The organism is Fibrobacterota bacterium, assembly GCA_019509785.1.
In the GTDB taxonomy this organism is placed as follows: domain Bacteria; phylum Fibrobacterota; class Fibrobacteria; order UBA11236; family UBA11236; genus Chersky-265.
This window is the reverse complement of record JAEKLQ010000051.1, coordinates 19,865-45,072: the sequence shown is the minus strand read 5'-3', so window position 1 is coordinate 45,072 and position 25,208 is coordinate 19,865. Positions and strand designations below refer to the sequence as shown.

The following is a 25,208-nucleotide window of genomic DNA, read 5'->3' as shown; positions in this document are numbered from 1 at the left end:
ACTTTTAGCCCCATTTAGCGCCAAACTGCATGGGAAGGATTCCTTTCTCCCCCTTCGAGGCTAATCGAATACTCCGGGAGCGTCGCCGCGGAATCCGGCCCCCGTAGCACGCATGTTACCCCTTCCGAACGGAAACCCGCTTGCTGGTCCGCCCCGAAAAAGATTACCTATAGAAGCCATTGCCTAACCGAACCGGACGGGGGAAGCCGCGTGTACCTTTTCAGCAAATACTTCAGCCCGCGTAACTTCCGCTTCGCGGATGCCTTCGACGGGAACGCCTACCGGATCGGCGAAGAGACCTTCGGCTTGGACGCCAAGGCCGTGGGCGACGATATGTGGGCTTTGCGTATCCGCCATCCGCGCTGGCCCATCGATCATTGCCGCTCGGGATTGCACGCGGAGGAGCGCAGCGAAGGCGTACGCCAAAAAGCGCGGCTGGAAATCTCCCGCGACGGGGAGATGGCGCTCAAGGCCGGGGCCCTGGGCCGCACCTTCCTGGGCTCCTTGCCCGGCGCGGGCTTCGGGGTTTCCGGGCAGGCTTGGATGTTCCAATTCCGCCTGCGGCCGGACATGCAGTTCTACGGCATGGGGGAAAAGAGCACCCCTTTCGAGAAGTCGGATCGCTCCCATCGCTTTTGGAACACCGATGTCTGGGCCGATCACGGGACCTCGCGGGCCAAGGACCATGCTTACGATCCCGATTACATCTCCGTTCCCTACGTCATCGTCAAGCGGGGGAATACCTACGCGGGCCTTCTGATCGATAATCCGGGCGCGTCCATCATCTCCGTTTCCCCCCGGCTCAACGTGGCCAACCAGATGATGGCCACCTCCGACGAGGAACCGTATTTCTTCCTGGGTTGCGAGAACGGTCCGCCCGGCCTGTACCTGCTTTTCGGCCCTTCCCTGCCCGAGCTCACGCGCAAGCTGCAGAAGCTCGCGGGCTCAACTCCATTGCCTCCGCTCTGGGCCTTGGGCCATCACCAATGCCGTTGGGGCTATCAAGGCATCGAGGACCTGGAATCCCTCGCCGGGAATTTCGCCAAGCATGAGTTCCCTAACGATGGCTTGTGGCTGGACATCGATTACATGGATGGGTACCGCGTATTCACCTGGTCCGATAAGCATTTCCGCAACGCCGCCAAGGATCTGGCGTCCATCCAAGCCAAGGGCTTCAAGGTGGTGCCCATCCTCGATCCGGGAGTGAAGAAGGAGAGCGGCTTTAGCGTATACGAGAGCGGGCATGCGGCCGGCGTCTTCTGCAAGAATCCCGCGGGAACCGAGTTCACCGGCATCGTCTGGCCGGGCTATACGGTGTTTCCCGATTTCTCCCTGGAGAAGACCCAGGCCTGGTGGGCGGAGCAGGTGGCGGAATTCGCCAAGCTCGGTCCCGACGGGGTTTGGCTGGACATGAACGATCCTTCCACCGGCCCGGTCGATTGCAACGAAATGCTTTTCCAGGACGGCAAAGCCGCCCATGCCGACTACCATAACCAATACGCCTCGCTGATGGCCGAGGCCACCCGGCGCGGCTTCTTGGCGGCCAGGCCGGATAAGCGGCCCTTCCTCATTTCCCGCTCCGGCTTCACCGGCGGCCAACGTTATTCCGCCCATTGGACCGGGGACAATTGGTCCAACTACCATCATCTGCATATGTCGATCGGCAAATCGCTCAACCTGGCGCTCTCGGGGATCGCCTTCAACGGCCCGGACGTGCCCGGCTTCGGCGGAAACGCCAAACCGGCCCTCTTCGTCGATTGGTACAAGGCGGGCTTCCTGTTCCCCTTCCTCCGCAACCACTGCATGCGCACCTCGCGTCGGCAGGAACCCTGGGTCTTCCCCAAAGAGGCGTTCGCCATCGTGCGCCGCTACGTGCGCCTGCGCTACAAGCTGCTGCCCTACCTGTACAATCTTTTCATCCGCCACGAGGACGAGGGCGAGGCCATCCTAAGGCCCTTGTTCTACGACTTCGAGGACAGCAAGCGCCTGCCGCTTTCGCACGTGAATGATCAATTCCTCGTCGGCCCTTCCATCATGCAGGCGCCGTTCACCTTCGAAGGCCCCGCCGAACGCGAAGTCGCGTTGCCGGCCGCGCGCTGGTGGCGCGCCGATCGCCCGGGATGGGTCGAGGGGCCCGCGAAGCTGAAGGTGCGCCGCGTCGAGGCTTCCACCCCCCTATTCCTGAGGGAAGGCGCCCTCATCCCCATGCAAACCGGGATTCCCAAGGACAACGGGAAGAACCTGAAGGAAATCGAATTGCTGCTGGTGCTGCCGCCGGACTTCCGGGGCAAGGCCGAAGGCGTATACGCCTGCGACGATGGGGAGACCTTCGCCTACCGGGAAGGCGCGCGCACGGTCTACCGCTTTTCCGCCGAGGTGCGCCAAGGGACGCTCCATCTCGAGGCCCGCGCGGAGCGCCTCGGGTTCGGGCCGGTACGTATCACGCCGGTTACCCTGGGCGGGTTCGGGGCCTTGCTTTACCGCGACCCCGAAGGCAAGGAAGCGGGCTTACGGCCGGAGCCTTGGTCGACGGATATCTGGGGGGCATCGACCACCTTCACGTTATGGCGCTAGTCGATGGCTGCGGTTGTCGACGGCGACGGTCGTCAGGGATTCCTTTTCAATAGACCGCCACCCGACGCGTCCGGCTCTCCCTTCCGGATACTAGGCGCAGCGAATACACGCCCTTGGGCAAATCCTTCCGCAGAAGTGCGGAATGGCCGCCTTCATCCAGCACCCCGGACGACAGGACGGTTTCTTTGCCCAAGGCATCGTACAAAGACAACCGGGCGGGAGCCCTATGCGCGATGAAGAAGGAGATGCTCTCTCCCGGACGGAATAAGGTTCCCGGCGCGAGTCCGAAACCCGCTGAAGGGGCGGCGGGATGGACGCCGGTGATTTCCGACAAAGCGCGTTCCCATATGGCGCCGTCGGATCCGACGAGGAGGGTCGAATCCATGATCGCCAGCGAATAGACGGGAGTACTCATCAAACCCTTATTGATCTGCGCCCAAGGATCGATCCCTTCCCGGGAAACGAACACGCCGCCGCTTTCGGTTCCGGCAATCAGGGTCGAGCCGGCCATCAGCAAGCAATTCACGTCGTATTGCGTTAACCCGACCCGGTTTTGCGTCCAGGTCTCGCCTTCATCCGGGGAACGGTAGACGCCGTAGTAATCGTTCCAGACCCCGACGAACAAACCGGTCTCGCTAACGGCCAGGGATTGGGGATCGCCAATCCGCACGTTGAGGTTGACCTTCGTCCATGATTCCCCATGGTCCCGGGAGCGGAATACGTTGCCGGTGTTCCCGGCGGAAGCGATGGTTCCGGCGAAAAGGGTAGAGCCTTTGACCGCCAGGCTGCGGACATAGCTCTCCGTCAAGCCATTATTGATCTGGGTCCAGTCATCCCCATTGTCCCCGGAACGGTATACGCCCCGGCCTCCGGATCCCGCGAAGAGATCGGTACCGCTCACCGCCAGCGGAAGCGAACCGCCGAAGTTCAAACCGGCGCCCATCTCTACCCAGGTATCGCCGTTGTCCAAGGTACGGTAGAGCGACCCGCCGGCCATGCCCGCGAAAAGGGCGGATCCGTTTACGGCGAGGGTTAAGACGGTGTACGCGAATCGGTTGTCATTGACGCGCGTCCAAGTGCCGCCTTTATCCCGAGAGCGGTACAAGCCGTTCACGGCTCCGGCGAACAGGGTGTTCCCGTTGACCGCGAAGCAGTAAACATTATCCGCCTCGGGCAGCTTGATTTGCGTCCAATCGGCCAGGACCGGAAAGGCGGCCGAAAGGATCATCGCCATTCCAAAAGCGAGTCGAAGCATCATGATGGATCCGGACCTTCCTTGGGAGTTCCCCCGTCGCCCGCCTCCGGAGAGGCATCCCCAGGTAGCGCCCCCGCCTCCCTCGGCCCCAGCCAGCGCACCCAGGACCCGTCGAGGTTCTTCAGGGCATGGGCCGGCGACGGGAATTCGGAGATGCGGTTGCAATGCACCACGCGCAGGCGAGGCTCTTCGCCTTCCTCCCGCTCCATCCAATCGAGGGTGTACAGCAGCTTCATCCCGTCGGTGCGGCGGAACTCGTAGATGCCGGGACGCAGGGGACGTCCATGGGGGTCGAAATGGGAGGATCCGGAATCCTCGAAGAAGGGTTTCACGGCCATGATCCCAAGGTAGCAACGACTTTGAAATCTCCCTTTGCTATTTGCGCGGGGCATACCGAGGACGGGAGGTTTTGCGTGGGTAAAAGAAGAATCGCGATCGCCGCTATAACTGCGCTGCTGTCGGGATGCAAATTCGGCGGCTATTCCGGGTCCGGGCCCGAAACCTTGCTCCGGCTGCATGGGTCCAATACCATCGGCGCGAAATTGGCGCCAGCCTTCGCGCGCGCATGGTTCAAGGCGCGCGGCGCGGATAGCGTTTGGGACGTGGCGGGCGCCAACGCGGAAGAGGCCAGCGTACACGCGCGATTGGGAGGGCGAGAACGCGTGGTGGAAATCTGGTCCCATGGATCGAACACGGGGTTCGACGATCTGACATGGGGCAAATGCGATATCGCATTATCGAGCAAGCCCATCGACGCGGAGACGGCGCAGCGTTTGGCGGCCTTGGGCGATATGCGATCGGCCGAATGCGAGCACGTGATCGGATTGGACGGCATCGCCTTGATCGTGAATCCCGGCAACCCGCTCGCGAGCCTTTCCGTCGCCGAAGCCGCGTCCCTCTTCGCTGGCCGGGTGGGCTCGTGGGACCGGCTACGGGGCGGGGCCCGGGGCCCCGTGCATTTATATACCCGCGACCATAATTCCGGGACCTTCGACGTGTTCCGCCAAGAGGTCCTGGGGGGCGCGCGCATTTCCGATTCCGCCCGCGTCTGCGAGGGCAACCAGCAATTAGCCGCGGCCGTCGCCGCCGATCAGCAGGGTATCGGATATGTTCCCGTAGGCGCCCTGGGGACCGCCAAGGCCCTGGCCATCGCGGGCGGGGAAGCCCCGGCCCTGCCTCCCACCAAGACCGCCATCGCCACCGAGGATTACGCCCTCTCTCGCCGTCTCTTCTTCTATACGGCGTCCCGGTCTGCCAATCCCGAGGTGGCCGACTTCATCGCCTACGCCCAGTCCGATGCGGGCCAGGTCCGGGTGGAAGAATGCGGCTTCGTGGCCCAGAACCTGCGCGCCGCCCGGCCGCCCTTGCCCGCGGGGGCGCCTGCCGCCTATGCCGACGAGGTTCGCGATGCAGTGCGTTTGTCGGTGGACTTCCGCTTTCGGCCGGGGAGCGCGGAACTGGACGGCAAGGCCCGCGACGATCTCGCCCGCCTGGCCCGCTTCGTAGATCAGGAACGGCTGCGCCCTTGCCAACTCAAGCTCTTGGGGTTCTGCGACAACTTGGGGTCGCAGGACAGGAATCGGGATCTGTCTCTGCAACGCGTGCGCGGCGTGGCGTCGGTCCTGGAAAAAGATTATCGCCTGCCGGCGGCACGGGTGGAAGGGTTCGGTAGCGCCCTGCCGGTGGCGGACAATTCCGTGGAGGCCGGGCGGCAGAAGAACCGTCGCATCGAGGTTTGGCTGGCGTGCAACGCCGATCTGGCCGCGGCCGATCTACGCTGAGACCGGGCCATGGGCCCAGGCGTATTCGCGTCCCTGGGCCATCTTCACGGTCTCGTCATGGCGATGGGCCCAACGCAAGGCGACTTCGAACGCGGATAGCCGGCAATTGCACTGATCGATCCGCTTATCCAGGTAGAATCTGAACCCGCCTTGGACCAGGGAAAGGATTTCCAGGACCGCATCGGCGCCCTCGGCGGTGCGCGTTTGCGCGAAAGTAATGATGCCGTTGGCGAAGTTGAGAACGCCGGCGGGCGGGCCGTCCTCGATGCTGAGCATGCCGCTGCGGCGACCCACTTCCAGGAACTGCAAGATGTCCGACAAGCCTGCCGTCTCGATGCGGCCTTCCAAGGAACAGGGTACGGCCGGCACGGCTTCGTCGCCTTCCGCGGCGGGCCGGGCATGATAGAGGGGCGCCAGCAATTCCATCACGTGCCGGCTAGAAAAGCGCCCGTTGAGGTAATGCACTTGCGGCAGATCCGCCGGCGGACGGATGGCTTCCGGATCATCGGAATTATACAGGAAGATCATGACGGGGGCCCGGCCCGCGCGTCGGCACAGGTCCAAGGCCCCAGCCGTCGCCCGCCTGCCCAGCCGGACGTCCAGCCCGAGCACGGCGGGGACATCCCCTTTCCGGAAACGCATCGCGCAGCGCGCCAGGGTATCCGAGTGCTCGACCGCGAATCCAAGATCCCGCAGGGCCTGTCCCAGGGGGATGAACACTCCCGGTAAATGGCTTTCGATAACCTTCTGGCGCGGGGCTAGCAACAAGGCCCGCCGGCCGGCGGGAACAGGGGGACCCGGGCGGCGCGTCTTGCGACGGCCGCGTCGGGAAGCCAACATCGCGGCCATGAGGGCGCAGGCGCTGCCGGCGAGGCCTAAAGCCAGCGCGATACCCAAGCGCCGGGGCAGTCGGACAACGGAAGCGCGCGCAAGGGCGGACGCCAGGGCCGTTTCGCTTCCTCCCATCGCGCTATTCGGGCTACCTTTCCCATCGGCGATCGGAAAGCCAACCGTAACTGGAATGTTACCCTGGGGAGGCGGCGCGGTCCGGATCCATCCGGTGGCGCGGCGGAAGCCGACTTGGGCCCAACCTTCCTTGCGCCTGAATACGGCAAGCCGAAGCCCGTCCTCGGCGAGGCCCATCAGGGGCGCATCCTCCGAGGGCAAGAGGAAGACCTTCGCGAAATAATTGATGGTCAGGGAATCGGCGGCTTCAAGGCGTAAGGCCGCCTTCTCCGATGCCGTCTCGGCGGCGAGTGGGGCTGTCGCCGCGAAAATCGCGGCGAGCATGATTCCGGCTCCGGTTGCCATACAGCCTCCTTACGGGCGCCTTCGCTTACGAAAGACCGCCCATTGCGAGGTCGGAAGGTTAGGAAATTGGGGACGGGTATCGCTCAAGGTAACATTGCGATGCTGTTTCAGGCCCCATGGGGATCGGAAGGATCCTTAGGAAGCCTTATGGCTGATGAGGGAGAACCTGATCGTTCTCGTCCAGCCGGCAGGCCCATTGCATCAGCGCTTCCTGGGGCATGATTCGGCAATTGCTTTGCATCACCCGCTTATGATCGAAGAAATGGAATGTACCTCCGGTCACCGATAGGACCTCCATGATGGCTTCCAGGCCCTCGGCGAGCCGCGTCTGGGCGAAGGTAATGGCGCCTTGCTCGAAGCCGATGATGCCCGCGGGCTTGCCGTCCTCCAGGCTCAGCAGGCCGGTCCGGCTCCCCGCTTCCAGGAACTGGAGGATCTCCGGAAGGGCATGGCCGACATTCTTGCCTTCCAGCGTCGAGCCTTCGCGTAATGCCGCGGCGGGGCGGGGAGCGTTATCTTCCAGGGAGATGGCGTAGGAAATGATTTCGAGCACGTGCAGGCCCGCGAAGTTTTCGCCCAGGTAGGTGGCCTGGGGAAGGCTGGCCGGGGGCTTGAGGGTTTCGGGCCGGGCCGCGTTATAGAAGAAGACCACGGAGGCGCGCATTTCGAAGCAGGCCCGGCAGGCGGCGTCGATCCTCCGCAGCGCCTTCGGTCCCAGGCCGCAATCGATGCCCAGGATCACCGGGGCCCCTTTCCGTAAGATTGCCTCGAAGCGCCGCAAGTCGGCGGTCGCCTCCACCTGGAAGCCGATGTCCCGGAGGAACTTCTCCAAGGAAACGAAAACCCCGGCGATGCCGCTTTCGATGATCTTCTCGCCGCGGCCGAGCAGGACCACAGATTTTTCCCCGACGTGGCCTTCGCTCCGGGTCCGCGAGAGGCGCTGACGGCGTTGCTGCCGCTTCAGCAAAACGGCGATGAGGATGAGCGACATCCCCAACAACAAGCAGGCATAGAAGGTGAAACGAGGGTTCAAGCCGAAAGGCATGCCTCAAAGAGAGATAACGTCGCAAAGAATGGAAACCCCCGCGAACGGGAAATTCGTGCCTGGTCGTCGCGGGGGTGTTGGGGATTTTTACAGATCCGGGTTCCCAACCCGGACGATTCTTCACATTGGCGGCGTCTCGATTCTCCGCCGGGGGGGAGGGCGACCGTTGTATGCCACCGGATAGGGTAACCTGGAAGAAACGGTCTCTCCCAGGTTACGCCTCCGGAATCCCGCCGTAGGGCTCTTCTTACCTATGACGATGCCAGGGGCGAAAGCCGCGTCCGATCTTGGGCGGATGGAGCTCTTCGCAGGCTTCATGGGTAGCATGGGAGAGGATGGCATAATCCGCGGAGGATGAATCCGCGGAAGCCAGCTTGGTCTTAAGGGAATCGCACCGCGCCGCGCGGGCCGCGGAATCCAGGCGAGCCGGAGGTACGAAACAGGCAAAAGCCGCATGTGCCTTAGCGGCGGCGTAGCCGGAGTCGGTCGAATCCATGCCGGCCACGACCTTGGTCAGCGAATCGCACATACCGGCCCGGGCGGCTGAGTCGAGGCGGCCGGGGCCGTCGCTGTCGTTATCTCCATGCCGGCCATGGCGGTCGCCGCCGAAGCCGCCCCCTTCCAATATCCGCCGCGCCTTGGCCGTATCGATGATACAGGCGCCAACCAGGCTATCGGTTAAAACAGCCGAATCCTTGCCCGCGTCGTGGGCGATGGCGCAGCGCGCGTGCAGGGAGCGGCAATCGCCGGAGTCCTTCACCGCCAGGGAAAGTAGGGAGGCCTGGGTATCTTGCGTGTTACCTGCGGCGCTTTGCCCCGGATTCTGGCAGCCCAAGAAGAACGCGGCTACGAGCCCTGCTCCCGCCAGCGCCGAAATCGTCGTCGTTTTCCTGTTCATAGATCCTCCAAGGATAGGTGGTACGAATAGGATAAATGCCGCGTAGGCCTGGATGCGGAATCTAGGGGCGGAAAACAGGGATAGAATGTCCCCGTTTGCGTGTACCGATTGGGACACCCCCCGAAAGAGGGTCGAACGAACGCGAAAAGCGGGAGACCATAGGCCCCCCGCTTCCATTCCGATGCCCGGCGGTTCGATGGCCGTGTCGGAATCCCCTCCCCTGCTTCGGATTACCTTAGGGAACGTCCGGGCAATGCCCCTTCATCAAAGCGGTCAGTTGCGCGTAATCGGCCGACGCCGGATCCAAGGCGGCGCGCTTGGCGCGCAGTTCGTCGCAATTCACTATCGGAGCCGTGACGGGAACGGGCTCCGAGCACTTGGCCTTGAAAGCCGCTTCCAGATCGGACCGACCCGCGGTGCCCGCCGGCGTATTCGCCAGTTGCAGCTTCAGGGCCATGCAAACCGAATCCGATACCGGAGGCTGAGGCGGGATTTTGGTGGTATCCGTCACCGGCGGCTTCTCTGGGCAATGCGCCTTCAGGGTGACCACCAGGCTGGCGTAGTCGGCGGAACCGCTATCCAAGAGAGCGATCTTCTTGCGCAACTCATCGCAATTCACCGTCGGGGGCGGGGGCGGCACGGGAGTCGAATCATGCGGCACGGGTTCGTGGCAGCGCGCGGTGTATTGGTGTTCAAGATCGGCGCGGCCGGGTTCTCCGGGCTTCACGGTTCCCAATTTGACGAGCAGCATCTTGCAGGTATCGTCTTCGGGGTTCGTGCGAGGAGGCAAGCTATCGTCATCGTGGGGCTTGGGAGGCAGGCTATCCGTATGCGGCTTCGGTTCAAGGCACAATTTCTCATGGGAAGCCGAATCCGTGGCCTCGAGCTTACGGCAATCGTCCGGGCAATATTTCCGGTACGATACGGATAGGGAATCCCGGCCGCCTTCGATCTGGGCCACGATCCATTTGCAACGCGTGCCTGAATCGGGGAGCAACGGGGGCGGGATCACGGGGACGGGCTTGTCCTTCTCGGGCTTCACTTCGGTCACGCAAGACGCCAGGAAGGCCGACTCGGAGGCGCTATCCGGATGGCCCGCGCTGCGCGCATCCAGGATGGCATGCCATTCGCCCATGCAAGTGCTGTCGTTCCGGATGGACAGGCTTAAAGAACCGGTTTGATCGACGCTCGTCGCGCCCGGGTCGGAGGCCGTCTTGCCGGGATTCAGAAGGTCCTGGCACCCGATCATCATTCCGGCAGCCAGCCCCAGGGCCGCGGCGATGCGCAAATTGGGGAAGTTGAATTTCATGGTTCCTCCGTAAGGCGAACAGTGCCTTGCTCCATAGGATAACGATTGGAATGGAAGAACGGAAAGAATATGGGTCCAAAAGCGAGGATGGTTTGTCCTCGCTCCGCAAGCGGCGAATCGCGTTCGCTCCGGAGGCCGATCGGACAAAAGGCCCTCCAAACCGGCCTCAAAGTCATATTTGCCTAAAAAGCCCCTAGTTCCTTCCGGTCATAAGGTCGTGAAAATGCCGTTTTAAGAGGGGATTATTTGTCCTCACCCGATTGATGAGTAATCGGGCCTCGCGGCCGGGTCGGCGTAGTATACTTGGGATATGGATGCCGAAGCCGAGCCGGCTACCGAGGCGAAGTGGACGGGCCCCGCCCCGCAACTGCTTCAGTACCTCGACTATCGCGATTTCCTGCGCGACTATTACGCGCATCGTAAATCCGTGGATCCGGAATTCTCCCAACGCGCCTTCGCCCGCGAAGCCGCCCTGCCCGCATCCTGCTCGAGCCTTTTGCCCGCGGTCATCCGCGGCCGCCGCCAGCTGTCCCAGAACTTGCGCGTCAAGTTCGGGAAGGCCCTTAGGCTGGGGGAGCGCGAAAACCGCTATTTCGATCTGCTGGTGCAATTCAACCAGGCCAAGGGCATGACCGAGAAGAACTTCTTCTTCGCGCAATTGGCCAAGTTCCGCTCTTCGCGCGCCCGCATCGTGGGCGAAACCCAATACCGCTTCTTCTCCAAGTGGTATTACTCGGCGGTCTGGAACTACTTCGGCATCGACCAGAAGACGCGCCATCCCGGCGCCATCGCCGCCAACATCCTGCCGCCGATTACCCCGTCCCAGGCCGAAGAATCCGTGCAATTGCTCTTGGAATTGGGCCTCATCAAGAAGACGGCCAGCGGCTACGCGGTGGCCGAACGGCACATCTACACGGAGAAGAACGTGCAGGCCATGGCCGCCCGCCAGCATATCCAGGAGCTAATGTCCATGGCGGCCGCGGTTTTCCCCGATCTCCCGGCCGAGCAGCGGCAATATAACGCCCTCATGTTCTCGATATCGAAGGACGGGTTCCAGGCCATCAAGGATCGCATCCGATCCTTCCAAGAGGAATTGCGCGAGATCATCGACCGCGACCGCAATGAGGACAGGGTCTATTCCCTGACCTTGCAGTTGTTCCCCAATACCAAGGTGCCTTCGTGAAGCGGGCCGCGCCTCGGGAAATTAATACTATTGCTGCCGGGAGAATCCTTTCCCCGGACCATTAAGCTATGCCGCTTTACCGTTTCCCCGCCCATCCGCTCCGCTCCTTGGCCCGCAATCGCGCGACGGCCTGGGCCGCCATGCTCGGCGCGCTGGGCCTTTTCGCCGCCTCTTGTTCGGATAACCAGGTCGCGGGCACCAGCTCCGGCGTCGACAACCCCTCCCTTACGGTCAGCTTCGCCTCTTCCGGCACGGCCGCCCGCGTCACCGGCGATCTCAACGTTTACACCGCCGATCAGAACCCCGCGATCGATCCCGAGCCGCTCGCCACCATCAAGATCAAGAACTCCGCCTTCACCGTGCTTACCGGCGACGACTTCCGCCGCGCCCAGCAGACGGCCGCCAAACGCGCGGCCGCCGGCGAAACCGTAGGCGCCGAGGATCGCACCCTTTTCAACCTGGTGCTCACGACCCAGGACAAGAACGGCGGCATCGCGCTCAACCTGGTCTACGATTCGGCCGCGCGCGCATTCACGCGGCGGGATTCTTCCGTGAAGTCCGTCGCGCTTGAAACCAAACCTTTGATCCGCTACCAGGCGCGCATAGCCAAAGAGCCCGTGCACGGGGAGGATTGCCGCATCTACGTGCCGGGAACGCCTTATCTCGCCACCTTGGTGGACAGCGAATTCGCGTTCGTGGACCTGCCCCAAGGCGTGCTGCCATTGCGCCTGATCGGTTCGGACGGGAAAATCTATCCTGTCCCCGATTCCCTGAATACCGCCGATTCCAATCGGGTGTATCATCCCTCAATCACGCCATCCGGCTCCATCGATACCGTCCCCTCCGGCGATTCCCTTCCGGATTTCCAAATCGCGGCCCCGCCTGCATTCGAAACCTTCGTGGAAGGGCATACCTATTTGGAAGCCAAGGTCATCGGGATTTCCGCCACCGATCCGCGCTTGTCCGTGCTTTGGAAGTGGCTTCCCGATTCGACCCATCGGGCGGATTCGCTCGCCCCGGATCTGCATTCGGCGGATCCCCAGCCCCCGCCTTTGGCCGAAATCCTTTCTCCGACTTCGTTGCGTACCGAGGTCCGTTTCCACGGCGATGGCGTATTTCGGTTTCTGGTCTCCGCCAAACTGGGTTCCCGCACCCGGTCCGATAGCGTGGTGGTTTCGGTCCGCCATTTGCCGCCGCCCGAGCCCGCCGTGATCCACCCGGCCCCGGCCGAATCCTTGCACCTCGCGAAGACCTACAACGTGCAATGGCAAATGCAGGGGAAAGGCCCGTATACCCTCGCGGTTTCGACAACCGGCGGCGAGAGATGGATCGTGTTGGAAAGCCATTATACGTCCCCGGACAGCTTACCGATCTATGCCTGGACCCCATCAATAGATCTCGGGGTGTCGGATCGCTGCCTGCTCCGCGTAACCGATGCCGTCGATACGACCCTGGTCGCGACCACCAAGGACTTCTTCCACCTCGTCCATTGAGTCGGCGCTCCCCATCATCGCCTGCGATTCACCTAAGCGCGCGATGGGATTTTACGCTGATTTTCCCGAAAAAAGCCCCAAAACTACAGGGATCGGGGGAGCGCCGCGGTTGACTGGGGCCTTGCTCCGGCCCCTATCATTGGATATGGATGCTTCGTCGCGCCATCGGTCCGGCAACTTCGGCGCCTATCAATTGGATGAGCGGCGAACGGACAATTACACCTTCACCAATCTCAAGGGCCTGATCCGCTACTTCTCCTCATGGCTGGAAGACGAGGAAATCGATGAGGTCATCGAGAACTCGAAGGTCGGGTTCCAGGTCCGCACGGGATGCAGCGCGGAAGAAACCAAGCTGCAGATGATCAAGAAATGCGAATACGCCTTGGTCCGCATCCTGCGCCGGGGCCCCCGCTAACCCGGAAATTCCTACTCTTCCTCACGGCATGAGGCCGACACCCTCTTGCAACCGGGAGAGGCGATGGCCGCGAAACGCGCGCAGGCGAAGGCAAAGAGCAAGGGTAAGGGAACGCTATGGCAGGGCCGCTTCCAGGGAGGCATGGCCTCGTCGATGGAACGGCTTTCCCTAAGCCTCCACTTCGATCGGAAACTGTTCCGCGAGGACATCGAAGGCAGCATGGCCCATGCCCATGGCCTCAAGGCCGCGGGCGTATTGACCGGGCCCGAGCTGAAGCGGATGCTGGCGGGCCTCGCGAAAATCCAGGCGGATCTCGAAGCCGGTAAGGACCTGTTCCAGCCTTCGGATGAAGACATCCACATGGCGGTCGAGCGCGTCCTCAGCGAGCGCATCGGGGCCTTGGGCAAGAAGCTGCATACGGGCCGCAGCCGCAACGATCAGGTCGCCACCGACGTGAAACTGTACGTGCGCCGCCGGGCCGCGGGGCTGGAAACGGCCGTGGCCGCCTTGCAGAAAGCCATCTACCTGAAAGCGATCGAGTACCGCTCGCAATTGATGCCGGGTTACACCCACGTGCAGCAGGCGCAGCCCATCTACATCGCCCATTACCTGCTTTCCTTTTTCTTCGCCCTGGAGCGCGACAAGTCCCGCCTCCGCCACGCCGCGGATTCGGCCGCCGAGATGCCCTTGGGCTCGGGCGCGCTGGCGGGCTCCGCCTTCCCTTACAAGCGCGAGCTGGTGGCCGCCCGCTTGGGCTTCCCGCGGCTCTCGCCCAACAGTATCGACGCCACCGCGCATCGCGATTTCGCCCTGGAGTTCCTGGGGGCCTGCTCCGTGCTGGGCGTCATCCTTTCCGGTTACGCCGAGGACTTCGTGCTCTGGTCCACGCAGGAATTCGCCTACATCGAGCTCGGGGAGGCTTTCACCTCGGGCTCGAGCATGATGCCGCAGAAGAAAAATCCGGATTCGATGGAATTGATCCGCGGCAAGGCCGGCCGCTTGCTGGGGAACTTCACCCGGCTCTTCACCGTCATGAAAGGCCTTCCCCACGCTTACGATCGCGATCTGCAAGAAGATAAGGAGCCGATCTTCGATTCCGTGGAAACGCTGGAGATTTGCCTCATGGTCATGACCGAGGCCATGGGGACCCTCAAGTTCCGTCTCGATGAGATCGCCCGCAAAATGCATCCCGGCATGCTGGCCACGGATTTGGCCGATTACCTGGTCGGGAAGGGCATACCCTTCCGCGATGCGCATCACATCGTGGGCCGCATGGTGGGCAAAGCCGAGGCGGCCGGCGTCTCCTTCCTCGATTTGCCCGAATCCGATTGGGCGGAGATCCCCGAGGGAAAAGCCTTCCGGAAGCGATTGACCTTCGCCTACTCCGCCGAGCGCCGGAACATCCAGGGCGGCACCGGCAGCCAATCCGTGGCCCGACAATTGGCCCAGGCCGCGAAGATACTGGGCTTGAAACCGGTCCGCAAACCATAAAATAGGGTTCACCCCCCGGAGGCGCCTTTCCTCCGGGCCCCGGCCGGTGATATATTCTTCCCAGGACCCGTAAATTCCATGTACGATGATCAAGGCGATTCCTCCGCCAGGCCCGCGGCGGATATTCCCAAAACCCATTTGGGCGGCGTCTTTGTCGGCTCCCCGTTAATACGCAACGCGCTGTTCAACAGCCTGCTGGACGGGATCGCCTCCAACGGCATGTTGGCCCTGAACGAGACTTTCTCGGTCGCGGCGGCGGTGGCCTTGCGCGCCACTTCCATGGGCATCGCCCTCATGACCTCCATCCCGTCCCTGCTGGGCGCGATCAGCCAATATTTCTCCCCATTGTTGACCCACCCTTCCAAAGGACGAAAGCCGCTGGTGCTCGCGGGCGTGGCGGGCCAGGCATTCTTCCTTTTCCTCGCGGCCCTGTCCGGATGGCTCCCGTCTTCCATGGCGCCTTGGGCCTTCGTCGCCTGCTTCGCGGCCGCCACCTTGAGCACCAACCTCACCGGGCCTTTCTGGATCTCGTGGATGGGCGACCTCATGCCGGGCGAGACGCGCGGCCGGCATTTCGCCTGGCGCAGCATGTTCTTCTCGTGGATGTACCTCTGCTGTTCGCTCACGGCGGGCGTACTATCGCGCCGTTTCGGCTCCGCCAACGCTCCTTGGATGCTCTTCTTCGGGGTGTTCTCGGCCGCCGCCGCCCTGCGCGGCATTTCCTGCTTCTTCCTATCGCGGCAATACGAACCGCCGCAGCACGGCGCCCACGCCGCCTTCGCGCCCTTCCGTTTCCGCCCGGGCCGCGACTTTTCGCGCTACTGCCTGGCCACCGGCCTCTACCAAGGGGCGGCCAGCATGTCGGGCCCCTTCTTCACGGTCTGGTACCTGCGCGATCTGCATTTCAATTACCTCTTCATCGCCATCGCCCTCTCCCTCACCGTGCTCGGCTCCATCACCTTCGCGCTCTTCTGGGGCCGCCTGGTCGACGCCTACGGCGCGGGTCGGGTGCTATGGGCGGCGGCTTTGCTCGCCGCCCTGGTCCCGATCCCGTACGTCCTCACCGCGAATCGCTTCGTGCTGTGGGCCAGTTGCTTTTACAGCGGCGCCTCGTGGGGCGGCTACAACCTGGCCAACTTCAACCAGACCCTGGCGGCCACGGACCAAAGGCATCGCAGCCATTACCTGGCGTATTCGTCCCTGGTGGTCGGCCTGATCGGTTTCGCGTTTTCCCTCACGGGAGGATTCCTGGCTACGCGCCTACCCATCATCGCCACCTGGCGGCTGCAAAGCCTTTTCCTGCTCTCCGCAGCCTTACGCCTGATCCTGGCAGGCGCCATTTACCGCTTGATGCGCCGATCGACCGCCCCGGCCAAAGCCTTACGCGAGCCTTTCTACCATGAATTGCCCGGATTCCGTCTCGGCAATGGCCTCGTCCGCACGGTGGCCCGCGCCCTTAAGTAGCCTTCACTGGGCGGGGCTCTTATTCACCCGCTTAACTACTTTTCCCCTCTGGCCCCTATCGCGAGGATTTCGATCATGGAACTGGACAGCCAGGCCGTAAGCCTGAACGACGCCATCAAAGCCTTGAACCCTGCCGTGCTGGACATGCTGTCCGCCAAGGGCAAGGCCATCTTCTTCCCCAAGCTGGGCATCCTGGCCCAGTCGGCGGAAGCCAACGGGAAAGATATCAACGCCACCATCGGCATCGCCCTCGAGGACGACGGCTCCCCGGTGGCCCTGCCGAGCATCGTCAAGAACCTGAACCTGCCCGGGAATGACGCTTATACTTACGCGCCTAGCCCCGGCCGGGCGGACTTGCGCAAGCTGTGGAAGGAAATGCTGGGGAAGAAGAATCCGGGCCTGGCGGGCAGGATCTTCAGCAATCCCGTGGTAACCTCGGCGTTAACCCATGGCCTCAGCATGGCCGGATACCTTTTCTGCGACCCGGGCGATACCGTCATCCTGCCCGATCTGTTCTGGGAGAATTACGGCCTCATCTTCACGCATGCCTACGGCGCCGCCCTGGACACCTTCCCGACCTATACGGGCGAAGGCAAAGCCGGTTCCGGTAAGGGACGATTCAACATAGCGGGCCTGAAGGCCAAGCTGGACGCGCCTTCCAAGGGCGGCAAGAAGATCGTGCTGCTGAATTTCCCCAACAACCCTTCCGGCTATACGCCCTATCCCGAAGAAGTGCAAGCCATCGCCGCCGCCGTCAAGGCCGCCGCCGAGCGCGGCGAGAAGGTGGTGATGCTCATCGACGACGCCTATTTCGGGCTGGTGTTCGAGGACGGCGTCTACAAGCAATCCATCTTCTGCGATCTCTGCGATCTGCATCCCAACGTATTGGCCGTGAAGATCGACGGGGCCACCAAGGAAGACTACGTGTGGGGCTTCCGGGTGGGCTTCCTCACCTACGGCATCAAGGGCGGCACGCCCGCCCTTTACGAGGCCCTGGAGGCCAAGACCGGCGGCGCCATCCGCGGGAACATCTCCAACTCGTCCAATCCCGCGCAATCCCTATTGCTGCGCTCCTGGTCCTCGGCCGAATATTCCGCCGAGAAAAAGCAGAAGTTCGACCTCCTGAAGAAGCGGTACGACGAGGTGAAGCGCATCCTGGCCGCCCATCCCGAGTATCAGGAACAGTTCACCGCCCTGCCTTTCAACTCGGGATATTTCATGTGCATCCGGCCCAAGGCGGATTCGGAGAAGTTGCGCCAGAAGTTGTTGAAGGATTACTCGACCGGGACCATCAATTTCGGCGGCATTCTCCGGCTGGCCTTCTCGGCGACGCCGACCGGCAAGCTGGAAAAACTGTTCGAGAATGTCTTTAAGGCTTCGAAGGAGCTGACCGCTTAACGCGCGCGGCCGGGGCAAGTCTCCGGCCGCTTACCACGCGGCGCGAGCGCTTAGTTAGCGGTTCGGGTCTGCGCGGAGGATCAGGGCCTGTTGCCCGATCCGCTCCGCGGATTGGGCCTGGCCCATCAGGCGTTGGCCCGTTAGCGTGAAGATCGCGCCGGCCTTGTCGTCCAGGCCGCCGAAGGCGAGCGTCGCCCCGCTCCGCTTGGTCCAGCCGCCCGCGGCCTTGGGGGCTATGGAAACCGCCGACCCGCCCCGCACCTTCGAGAAGGCCCAGATCGCGAGCAAAGGATTATGGGCGGCGCCGATAAAGCCGGCTTCATGGGTTCCGCCGGTCATGAAGGTGTTGATGTAGTTCGCGCCGCCTGCGATGGCGCGCTTGAGGGAGTCCAGGGTGACCGGGGCTTGGATGCCCTTGAAGATGATGTCTTCGGGCTTGGCGTTGCCCGCGACGGCGCTGGCCCAGCCGGCGGAAGTATTGATATTGTAGGTGACGGTCACCTTCACCGTTTTGTAATGGTGGGATTCCAAGGCGGCCTCCATGCGGATGCCTGCGCCCCCGGCGTTGTCACTCAGCCCCTGATGATGCCAGATGGGCGTCTTGGCGATGAGATCGATTTTCGTGGAATCCCCTCCCGCCGAGCAGGGTATGGCCGCGGCGAAATAGTTGGGTTTGAATTCGATCAGATGATAGGTTCCCGCCCCGCCGATGGAGAATCCGTGGATGATGAAACGGTTGGTATCCAGGGAATACTGCTTCTTCAGATCCTCAATCACCTCGACGACGGCTACCGACGGGGCCGCCAGGACGGTTGCGCCCGGCCCGCCCCCCACGCTCATGCCGCCCCAGCTATCGGAAATGCATTCGGGGACGAGGACGAAATGCGGCACGCGGGCCTGGATGCTGTCTTCGATCCAGGGATGGGCCTGATCGAAGTTGTCCGTGGCGCCGGTATAGGTGTTGCCCGCCCCTCGCAGGCAAACCACCAGGGGATATCTCTGGGTCCCGGTCGCGCTATATCCCTTGGGTACGAAAAGCAGGTACTTAATGGCGCCCTGGGTGGACTGGAAAGTTTTATCCAGCATCTTCTTGCTGTCCCCGGAAGCGGCCCGGCTCGGGTTGAAGGCGAATGCCAACAAGAGAGATGAACACAAGACGCGGCGAATCAGGGTGTGCATAAAAACTCCTAACCCCCCATAGCGCGGAGGCCTCAACTGCAACGGAAAACGGGCCCGGGCAGGAACCCCCTCAGAAGCCTAAACTTAGGCGGGATGCCCGCATTCCGCTTCCGGTATTTCCGCGGCCAGGGCGCGAATCCCGAAAGGTTTCGCGCCAGGGAATGGAAATCCGCCTTCCTATACATTGGATCTTCTTCGCCGAGACAGGTTTCGCCGAAAGCCCGAAGGACCTTGCCGAAGCAGCCGAACGGCGGGCCCAAGGTTATCCGAACCGTTCTGGGCCCGCGTCGCTAAGGTAACCCGGAAGTTTCCGGGCCTCGCCGATCAGGTTCTCCGAGACCCGGAACTCCTCCAGCTCCAGGGTGCTGCCGATGGCCGCCACGCGCGCGCCTCCCATGTCCTGCGGACGATCGCGGAAGACGTGGGCGATGGCGGCCCGCAGGGCCGCGGCGGCATCGTCCATGACCAAGGGAAGGCGGCCGCGCTCCAGGAAACCGCTGGCCAGCACGTTCTTCGCGGTCAGATGGAAGTCCACCTTGGCGGCCAGGGCGCGGGTGGTGAAATCCGCCAGGCCCATGCCGAGGGCGTTCCCGTGGGTGGTCTCGGTGAGATCGCAGGCGACGATGGCCCGGATGCGAGGCGAGGCGGGCTCCGGCTGCCCGGGGATGCGGAGCCGGCCGATCACGTTCGTATCCATCCCGGTCCCGCTGATGTCCTTGCCCATGCGGTCGACCACCAGCACGTCGAGGTCGGCGAAAGGCAGGGCCGGGGACAGGCTGCGGGCCAGGTTCAGCAATTCCCGTTCGCCCGCTTCCAGCTCGGCGGCGGAAAGGCCGCGCAGGGCCACGGGACGATGGGTGCCGTCCTCCACCACGCCGAAGCCGGCCAGGAAGGGGACCTTCGCCAACAGGACGCGGGCCACCTCGGGCATATCGTCCCGCAGGCCGTCGGGCCCGCGGCTATGCAACAGGGTGGCGGCCCTCTCTTTCCCCATCCCGATGGAGAGCATCTTGTGCAGGCCGCTTTCCAAATAACCATGGAAACTGGTATGTATCTTGATCCGGTTCGCCAGCATGACCCCGTCGGCGGCGGCGGCGTAGGCGTCGAAATGGGCCGGCAGCCCACCGGCGGTATGCCCTAGGACAACCGTGTCCATGGTGGCCCGCAACGGGCAGCCCATGGCCGCTTCGGTGATCCCCAGCGACGCCAGCACTTCGAGCTGGCCCTCCGGGGTGGCGCCGCCATGGCTGCCCATGGCCGGGACGATGAAGGGCTCGGCCCCGGCGGCCTTGAGACGGTCGATGATGCGGCGGACCAGGACGGTTAGCCCGGTGATCCCGCGGCTGCCGACGCCTAAGGCTACGCTGGGCGGCCGCGCCAGGGCCCGGGATCGTTCGGCCAGGACCGCGTCCAGGCCCAGGCGATTCCATTCCGCGTCCACGGCGGCGGCGGGTTCGATAGGGGGCCTGCCTTGCAGGCTGCGTTTTACGCGATAGAAGAGGGGAAGGCCGGTCACGTCCATGCTGCCTCGCGAATTCAAAGGACGGGTCCCGGGCCGCCTGTCTACGCGGGCTCCGGCCGGCGGGGACCCGGGATTCCCGATCAGTCCTGGTCCAGGAAATCCTTCAGGGCCGCTCCGGTGCGGTTGGCTTCCGTCTTACTTGCCGCGCTGGTGTCGGAGGGAGCGGGCGTCGGCGCTTCCAGCAGGGCGCAATCGCCGGACTTGCAGTTGCCTTGATCGAATTCCGCTTCCTTGGGATCGCCTCCGGTCTTGCCCCAGACCTGGACCTTGCCCTTGAGCTTGTCCTTGTCGAAGGTGGCTACGATCCAGGGATTTCCATCGGAGTAAAACATCCGCCAGGTGCCTTGCTTCTCTCCGTTATCGTAGCTCTTCTGCCACTTCGCGGCGCCGTTCTCGTACCAGGCTTGGGCCGATCCGTCCCGTTTGCCCATCTTCCAAATCACGCTCTCGCTGGGATTGCCGTTCCGGAAGAACTTCTTGTGGACCCCCTGCTCCACGGTGTCGCCGTTGGGTTTGCGGGCGAAGGTCCAATCCTCCTTCACATCCCTCCCGTTGGGATAGGTAACCGTGCGGCGCTCCAGGCGCACGTCATCCCCGCCGCAGCCGGCGATGGCGATCAAAGCAATGGCGCCGCATACGATGGAAGCCAGACCCCTCATTTGGACTCCTTTCCGATTTCCCAAGAAATTAATCCCAAACCGGGACCGCCGCCGGGCGTTCGGGCCGCTTTCAGCGCGCATAACGGAGCGGAGGCTCACGGCTGCGACGCCAATCCGGCCATTTCCCGGAAGGTGGATAGTTGCAAAGCGCTGTCCGCCGCCGAAGGCGTGCTCGAGCGCGCCGCCAGGCGGGTGAAGACATGCAAACGGGAATCCACCAGCTGCACGTCCACGTGGCCTCCGTCGGATTTGCGCATCCCCTTATAGATCATCAAAGCCCCCACCGGGTCGGCGCTCTTATCGTGCTTGGACTTCCGCACCAAAGCCTGGGTCCCCTCCGGCAGTCGGAAGCCGTCTTCCAGGCGGTTCTTCACGATATTGATCAGCGCGTAAAGTTGCTTCAAGGTTTCTTCCGGGCGGTTGACGTACCAATAATGGTTCTCTATCGAATCGCCCTGGTCTGGGCTATTCCCCAGGATGGGACCGAGGGCGTCCACCAAGGAGAGGATTTTCGCCGAGGGCACCACGATGGGATCGATCATGAAGATCCATTTCGGGGCGGGCCGCTTCTTGAAATCGCCCGCGCTTATGTATTGCATGAGCAAGGGGCAGCCGGTGGACGAGCAGGCGAAGCTGATGCGCTTGTAACCCCGATTGGTGAGGGAATCGTATTCCTCCAGGATGGGTTTGCCCCAGTCCTTCCAGGTGCTGGACCGGAAGACATCCAGGCTTTGGCCGTGCCCGCCCAGGACCACGCGGGAAACCCGGACCTGGGGATAGCCTTGGGCCGTATCCTTTATGAAATCCGCGAACTCGCGCCACTCGAAGGAGGTGGCGGTGAAGCCGTGCACGGCGATGATGATCCCCAGGCTATCCTTTTCTCCGTCGGTCGGAGGGAGGAGACTGCTCGAGACCCGGCATTGCCTGGCGGTATCCAATAGGCAGGAATCGACGAAGCCCCCGCCGTCCAGCCAACCGTCCACGCATTCCTTATCGCATTTGGTTTCGACCAACTGGCAGCCGGGCAACCAAAGGGCCGCGGTCAGGGCGGCCAACACGCATGTCCCAAGCCTCATATGATTTTCCAGAATCCGACCCCGAACACGCCGGGGAACAGCAGCCCCGAATCCGGGGTGATGAGATTGTACCCGAAATGGTAGTAGAGACCGTATTCGCCCTGGAACAAGTTCAGCGCGAATCCGACCTGGATGGACGCCACCCAACTGGAATTGTCCAGGTCCTTGAAGATTTCGCTCTCGGTGTCGTATCGCCAATACCCGAGATCGGCCTGGAGGGTGGGATCGAAGATTGCCCGGCGGCGGAAATGCCAAACGGGCGAAAAGAGGAAATAGTCCTGGCGGATGATGGCCGGGCGGAAGGCGGCTTCGAGGCGATTGGTGAGGTAGGCGCCCCGCAATTGCAGGCTATGGGAGAACAGATTATAGTCGGAGTAGCCGATCTCGGGGCCTTCGAAGAGGTCTTGGCCCGGCTCGAAGTCCACCACGCCCTGGGTTCTCAGGCCCAAGGACCATAAGCCTTCGCCGGCCCGGGCGGTCGAGGCCAAGCAGAATACGACCAGGCCCCATGCGCAAAGCCTTCGCCAGTCTTTACCCAGATCCGCCTCGCTTGTTATCTTTCCGGCGCCGCTCTCCGCTGGAGATGCCGACCCGGTAAGCCCTGGAATCACGGGCGGAAAGCTAGCAATCCCATATGAGCCTGAAAATGGAAGAACGCCTTTGGATCACCGCCAACTACCTGGCCCGCGAGGCCGGACTGGAGTATTCGGTCCCTTGCGCTATCGTGGTCCGCGACTTCGTGCGCGCCGGGACCCGTAACATGGTCCGCGAGAAACGCACCTCGGAGCACGATTTCGATGAGGCGGACGCCAACTTGTCGCGCCTGGTAGCGCAAATGATCGATGCGGCCAACCGCATGCCTAATCCGCGCGCCAAGCTTCCCGGGCCCATCCTGATTCGCGAAGGCGCCTTCGTCAAGGCCAAGGAAATCTGTCCGCTCTGGCCCTTCTGCTGAAGCCGGCTAAGCGGCTTTTCACGAATGGCTTCGACTCCGGCCCATGCGGAGCGTGCCCGTGCCATAGTTCCCAGTTCGTAAGCATCAGGCGCCGGACATGATATGCTTGCGTTCACATCCCGTAATACCTATGTAACCTGCTCACAATCCGGAGCACGCATTTTTCTTCCTGCCCGAGATAGGGTTACCCCACCCAATCGAGCCTTCGTCTAATGCCGGCACGTGAGGATGGTCACGGACATCACCGCGGATAAAAAACATCTTATCACAGGTCCGAAGCGATGGTGGACACATCGCCCGGGCGAGAGCGAATCACGAGGGGCGGAGGAAACATGAGAACGAGCAAGACGGTAGCGACGCTGAAGAGGACCTTGGATGTCGCGGTAGGCTTGATCGGAACGACGATATACCTGGTGGCGTATCCCGTGCTGGCCCTGCTCATCAAGCTGGAATCGCCCGGCCCGGTGATCTATCGCCAGACGCGCGTGGGCCGCGACTCGCGGACGTCCCTGGGACGCATGGGCGATTCCCGCCGGGTGACCGACGTGGGCGGGAAGCCCTTCATCATCTGCAAGTTCCGCACCATGGGACGGGACGCGGAGAAGAACGGGCCGCAGCTTTTCGATAAAGGGGGGGATCCGCGGGTGACCCGCATCGGGCGTATCTTGCGTTCGACCCATCTGGATGAGCTGCCGCAGTTCTGGAGCGTGCTCAAGGGCGACATGAGCTTCATCGGCCCCCGTCCCGAGCGGCCCCATTTCACGGTGAAGTACTTCCGCGAGATCCCCTTGTATCGCGAGCGGACCCGCGGGCTGAAGCCCGGCATCACCGGCCTATCCCAGATCGTGCTCGGTTACGACGATTCCCTGGAAAGCGTGGCCCGCAAGACGCATTTCGATTTGGCCTACCGCACCTCCATGTCCTCTCTCGGGTCCTGGCTGCGCATGGAAGCCTGGGTGCTTTGCAACACCCTGCGTTACTTGCTGCAGCGCGCGCCGCTCACCGAGGCGAAAGCGGGTCTCGCCATGGCCGGGCTCGCTTCCGGATCCCTCGGGGAGCCGCGCGTGGCCATGGTCCGCCATCGCGGCCAAATGCGCCCGACCTTGGTGCTGGCCTCCAGCTCCGAATCGCAGGATCGGGCCCGCGGCGGCAAGAATGCGGTTTCCGCCCTTCTCCGGTCCCAGGATGCGCGTCCCGGGTCCCAAGGGAACGGTGAACCCGTCCGTAATTTTTTCACCGTGGACGTGGAATGCTGGTTCCATGCGCATAACCTCGCCATCCCCCGATCCCAATGGGACGCCAGCCAGTCCCGTGTGGCGGCCAACGTCCTCCGCATCCTCGATATGCTGGCGGTGCATCGGGCCAAAGCCACCTTCTTCCTGCTGGGTTACGTGGCCGATCGGTTTCCGGAGGTGGTGCGGATGATCGACATCGCCGGGCACGAGATCGGCACCCACGGCTACAGCCATGAACTGGTTACGGCCATGGGGCCCTACGAATTCGAACGCGACCTGGACCGTTCGCTTAACGCCTTGGCGCGCCTAAGCGGCCAGAAAGTAGTGGGACACCGGGCGTCCAACTTCAGCATCGTGGAATCCAGCATGTGGGCCCTCGACATCCTGGCCCGCTACGGGATCGAATACGATTCCAGCATCTTCCCCGCGAAGCGCAAACGCTACGGCATCCCGGACTATCCCAACCGCATGCCCCATCTGGTCGATCTCGGCGGAGGCCGGACCATCAAGGAGATCCCCATGTCCGTGGCCGAAATCGGCGGGCGTACCCTGCCCATCGCGGGCGGCGGATATCTTCGCCTCTACCCCTTGGCGATGACGGACCGTTTCATCCGGCATCGGAACCGCCAGGGAGAGCCGGCCATGGTTTACCTGCATCCTTGGGAAATCGATACCCAGCAGCCGCGCGTGGCGGCCGGGGCCCTCGAGTCTTTCCAGCATTACGTGGGCCTGAATGGCGCGGCGGGAAAGCTCAGCCGTCTCCTGAAGGCGCATGCCTTCGGCCCGGTCAAGGAAATCCTGGAGTCTCCCGCGATGGCCGCCATGTTGGCGCGCGCGCCGGTCGCCCTACCCGCACCGGTCGCGACACCTGCGCCTATTCCTGTTGCGGCCCGCGGCAATTCGGGCGTATCCCGGATGCCCGCGTCCTCCCTGCCTTCGGCGCAAGGGCTGTTGGCGACTTAATG

Annotated in this window: 21 protein-coding genes; 10 read left to right on the top strand and 11 right to left on the bottom strand. The window is 62.9% G+C overall.

Translation table 11 applies throughout. The features are described from left to right. Positions 1-210 precede the first annotated feature (210 nt). On the top strand, positions 211-2,574 hold the full coding sequence (locus JF616_15440) for a hypothetical protein (GenBank protein MBW8889147.1): 2,364 nt from the start codon (positions 211-213) through the stop codon (positions 2,572-2,574). A 46-nt stretch (positions 2,575-2,620) separates the two neighbouring features. Here JF616_15440 and JF616_15435 read toward each other — a convergent pair whose 3' ends face one another. Both JF616_15435 and JF616_15430 read right to left on the bottom strand, forming a co-directional pair. After that, positions 2,621-3,832, bottom strand: a complete 1,212-nt coding sequence (locus JF616_15435) for a hypothetical protein (GenBank protein ID MBW8889146.1) — start codon at positions 3,830-3,832, stop codon at positions 2,621-2,623. Next, positions 3,829-4,167, bottom strand: coding sequence for a hypothetical protein (locus tag JF616_15430; GenBank protein MBW8889145.1), 339 nt, complete (start codon positions 4,165-4,167; stop codon positions 3,829-3,831). The genes JF616_15435 and JF616_15430 overlap by 4 nt, the downstream gene beginning before the upstream one ends. A 75-nt stretch (positions 4,168-4,242) precedes the next feature. On the opposite strand from JF616_15430, the gene JF616_15425 reads away from it, so the two are divergent. Next, positions 4,243-5,610, top strand: coding sequence for a phosphate ABC transporter substrate-binding/OmpA family protein (locus JF616_15425; GenBank protein MBW8889144.1), 1,368 nt, complete (start codon positions 4,243-4,245; stop codon positions 5,608-5,610). Here the strand turns inward: JF616_15425 and JF616_15420 are convergent. The 4 genes from JF616_15420 to JF616_15405 form a co-directional block, all read right to left on the bottom strand. Beyond that, positions 5,602-6,921: a DUF4388 domain-containing protein gene (locus JF616_15420; GenBank protein ID MBW8889143.1), complete on the bottom strand. Its 1,320-nt coding sequence runs from the start codon at positions 6,919-6,921 to the stop codon at positions 5,602-5,604. The genes JF616_15425 and JF616_15420 overlap by 9 nt on opposite strands. Before the next feature lie 145 nt (positions 6,922-7,066). Beyond that, a complete protein-coding gene (locus tag JF616_15415; protein ID MBW8889142.1) occupies positions 7,067-7,954 on the bottom strand; it encodes a DUF4388 domain-containing protein in 888 nt (295 codons plus the stop codon). A 259-nt stretch (positions 7,955-8,213) separates the two neighbouring features. Continuing rightward, positions 8,214-8,864 (bottom strand): hypothetical protein, encoded by a 651-nt coding sequence (locus tag JF616_15410; GenBank protein MBW8889141.1) that lies wholly within the window; start codon positions 8,862-8,864, stop codon positions 8,214-8,216. 235 nt (positions 8,865-9,099) lie between these two features. Continuing rightward, positions 9,100-10,173, bottom strand: a complete 1,074-nt coding sequence (locus JF616_15405) for a hypothetical protein (GenBank protein MBW8889140.1) — start codon at positions 10,171-10,173, stop codon at positions 9,100-9,102. Between the two features lie 310 nt (positions 10,174-10,483). Between JF616_15405 and JF616_15400 the strand changes: the two genes are divergently transcribed. The 6 genes from JF616_15400 (at position 10,484) to JF616_15375 (ending at position 17,617) form a co-directional block, all read left to right on the top strand. Then, positions 10,484-11,356, top strand: coding sequence for a TIGR02147 family protein (locus JF616_15400; GenBank protein ID MBW8889139.1), 873 nt, complete (start codon positions 10,484-10,486; stop codon positions 11,354-11,356). Between the two features lie 68 nt (positions 11,357-11,424). Continuing rightward, positions 11,425-12,849, top strand: a complete 1,425-nt coding sequence (locus JF616_15395) for a hypothetical protein (protein ID MBW8889138.1) — start codon at positions 11,425-11,427, stop codon at positions 12,847-12,849. A gap of 145 nt (positions 12,850-12,994) precedes the next feature. After that, positions 12,995-13,264 carry a hypothetical protein gene (locus tag JF616_15390; GenBank protein MBW8889137.1) on the top strand — a complete coding sequence of 90 codons (270 nt, stop codon included), beginning with the start codon at positions 12,995-12,997 and terminating at the stop codon, positions 13,262-13,264. Positions 13,265-13,327: 63 nt separating this feature from the next. Continuing rightward, positions 13,328-14,755, top strand: coding sequence for an argininosuccinate lyase (gene argH, locus JF616_15385; protein ID MBW8889136.1), 1,428 nt, complete (start codon positions 13,328-13,330; stop codon positions 14,753-14,755). Positions 14,756-14,833: 78 nt separating this feature from the next. Beyond that, positions 14,834-16,219 (top strand): MFS transporter, encoded by a 1,386-nt coding sequence (locus JF616_15380; protein ID MBW8889135.1) that lies wholly within the window; start codon positions 14,834-14,836, stop codon positions 16,217-16,219. A gap of 75 nt (positions 16,220-16,294) precedes the next feature. Next, positions 16,295-17,617 carry an aminotransferase class I/II-fold pyridoxal phosphate-dependent enzyme gene (locus tag JF616_15375; protein MBW8889134.1) on the top strand — a complete coding sequence of 441 codons (1,323 nt, stop codon included), beginning with the start codon at positions 16,295-16,297 and terminating at the stop codon, positions 17,615-17,617. 54 nt (positions 17,618-17,671) lie between these two features. On the opposite strand, the gene JF616_15370 is transcribed toward JF616_15375, so the two are convergent. From JF616_15370 to JF616_15350, 5 genes are all read right to left on the bottom strand, one after another. Further along, positions 17,672-18,796, bottom strand: a complete 1,125-nt coding sequence (locus JF616_15370) for a prolyl oligopeptidase family serine peptidase (protein ID MBW8889133.1) — start codon at positions 18,794-18,796, stop codon at positions 17,672-17,674. A 262-nt stretch (positions 18,797-19,058) separates the two neighbouring features. Continuing rightward, entirely contained in the window at positions 19,059-20,318 is a 1,260-nt protein-coding gene (locus JF616_15365; GenBank protein MBW8889132.1) for a DUF2088 domain-containing protein, read from the bottom strand. A gap of 80 nt (positions 20,319-20,398) precedes the next feature. After that, on the bottom strand, positions 20,399-20,977 hold the full coding sequence (locus JF616_15360; protein ID MBW8889131.1) for a hypothetical protein: 579 nt from the start codon (positions 20,975-20,977) through the stop codon (positions 20,399-20,401). A gap of 95 nt (positions 20,978-21,072) precedes the next feature. After that, on the bottom strand, positions 21,073-22,053 hold the full coding sequence (locus JF616_15355) for an esterase (protein ID MBW8889130.1): 981 nt from the start codon (positions 22,051-22,053) through the stop codon (positions 21,073-21,075). Beyond that, complete coding sequence (locus JF616_15350) at positions 22,050-22,541, bottom strand: hypothetical protein (protein MBW8889129.1); 492 nt, start codon at positions 22,539-22,541, stop codon at positions 22,050-22,052. Before JF616_15350 ends, JF616_15355 begins: the two co-directional genes overlap by 4 nt. A 146-nt stretch (positions 22,542-22,687) precedes the next feature. On the opposite strand from JF616_15350, the gene JF616_15345 reads away from it, so the two are divergent. Together JF616_15345 and JF616_15340 are read left to right on the top strand one after the other, a co-directional pair. After that, entirely contained in the window at positions 22,688-23,008 is a 321-nt protein-coding gene (locus JF616_15345) for a hypothetical protein (protein ID MBW8889128.1), read from the top strand. Positions 23,009-23,340: 332 nt separating this feature from the next. Continuing rightward, complete coding sequence (locus JF616_15340) at positions 23,341-25,206, top strand: sugar transferase (GenBank protein MBW8889127.1); 1,866 nt, start codon at positions 23,341-23,343, stop codon at positions 25,204-25,206. Positions 25,207-25,208: the final 2 nt, after the last annotated feature.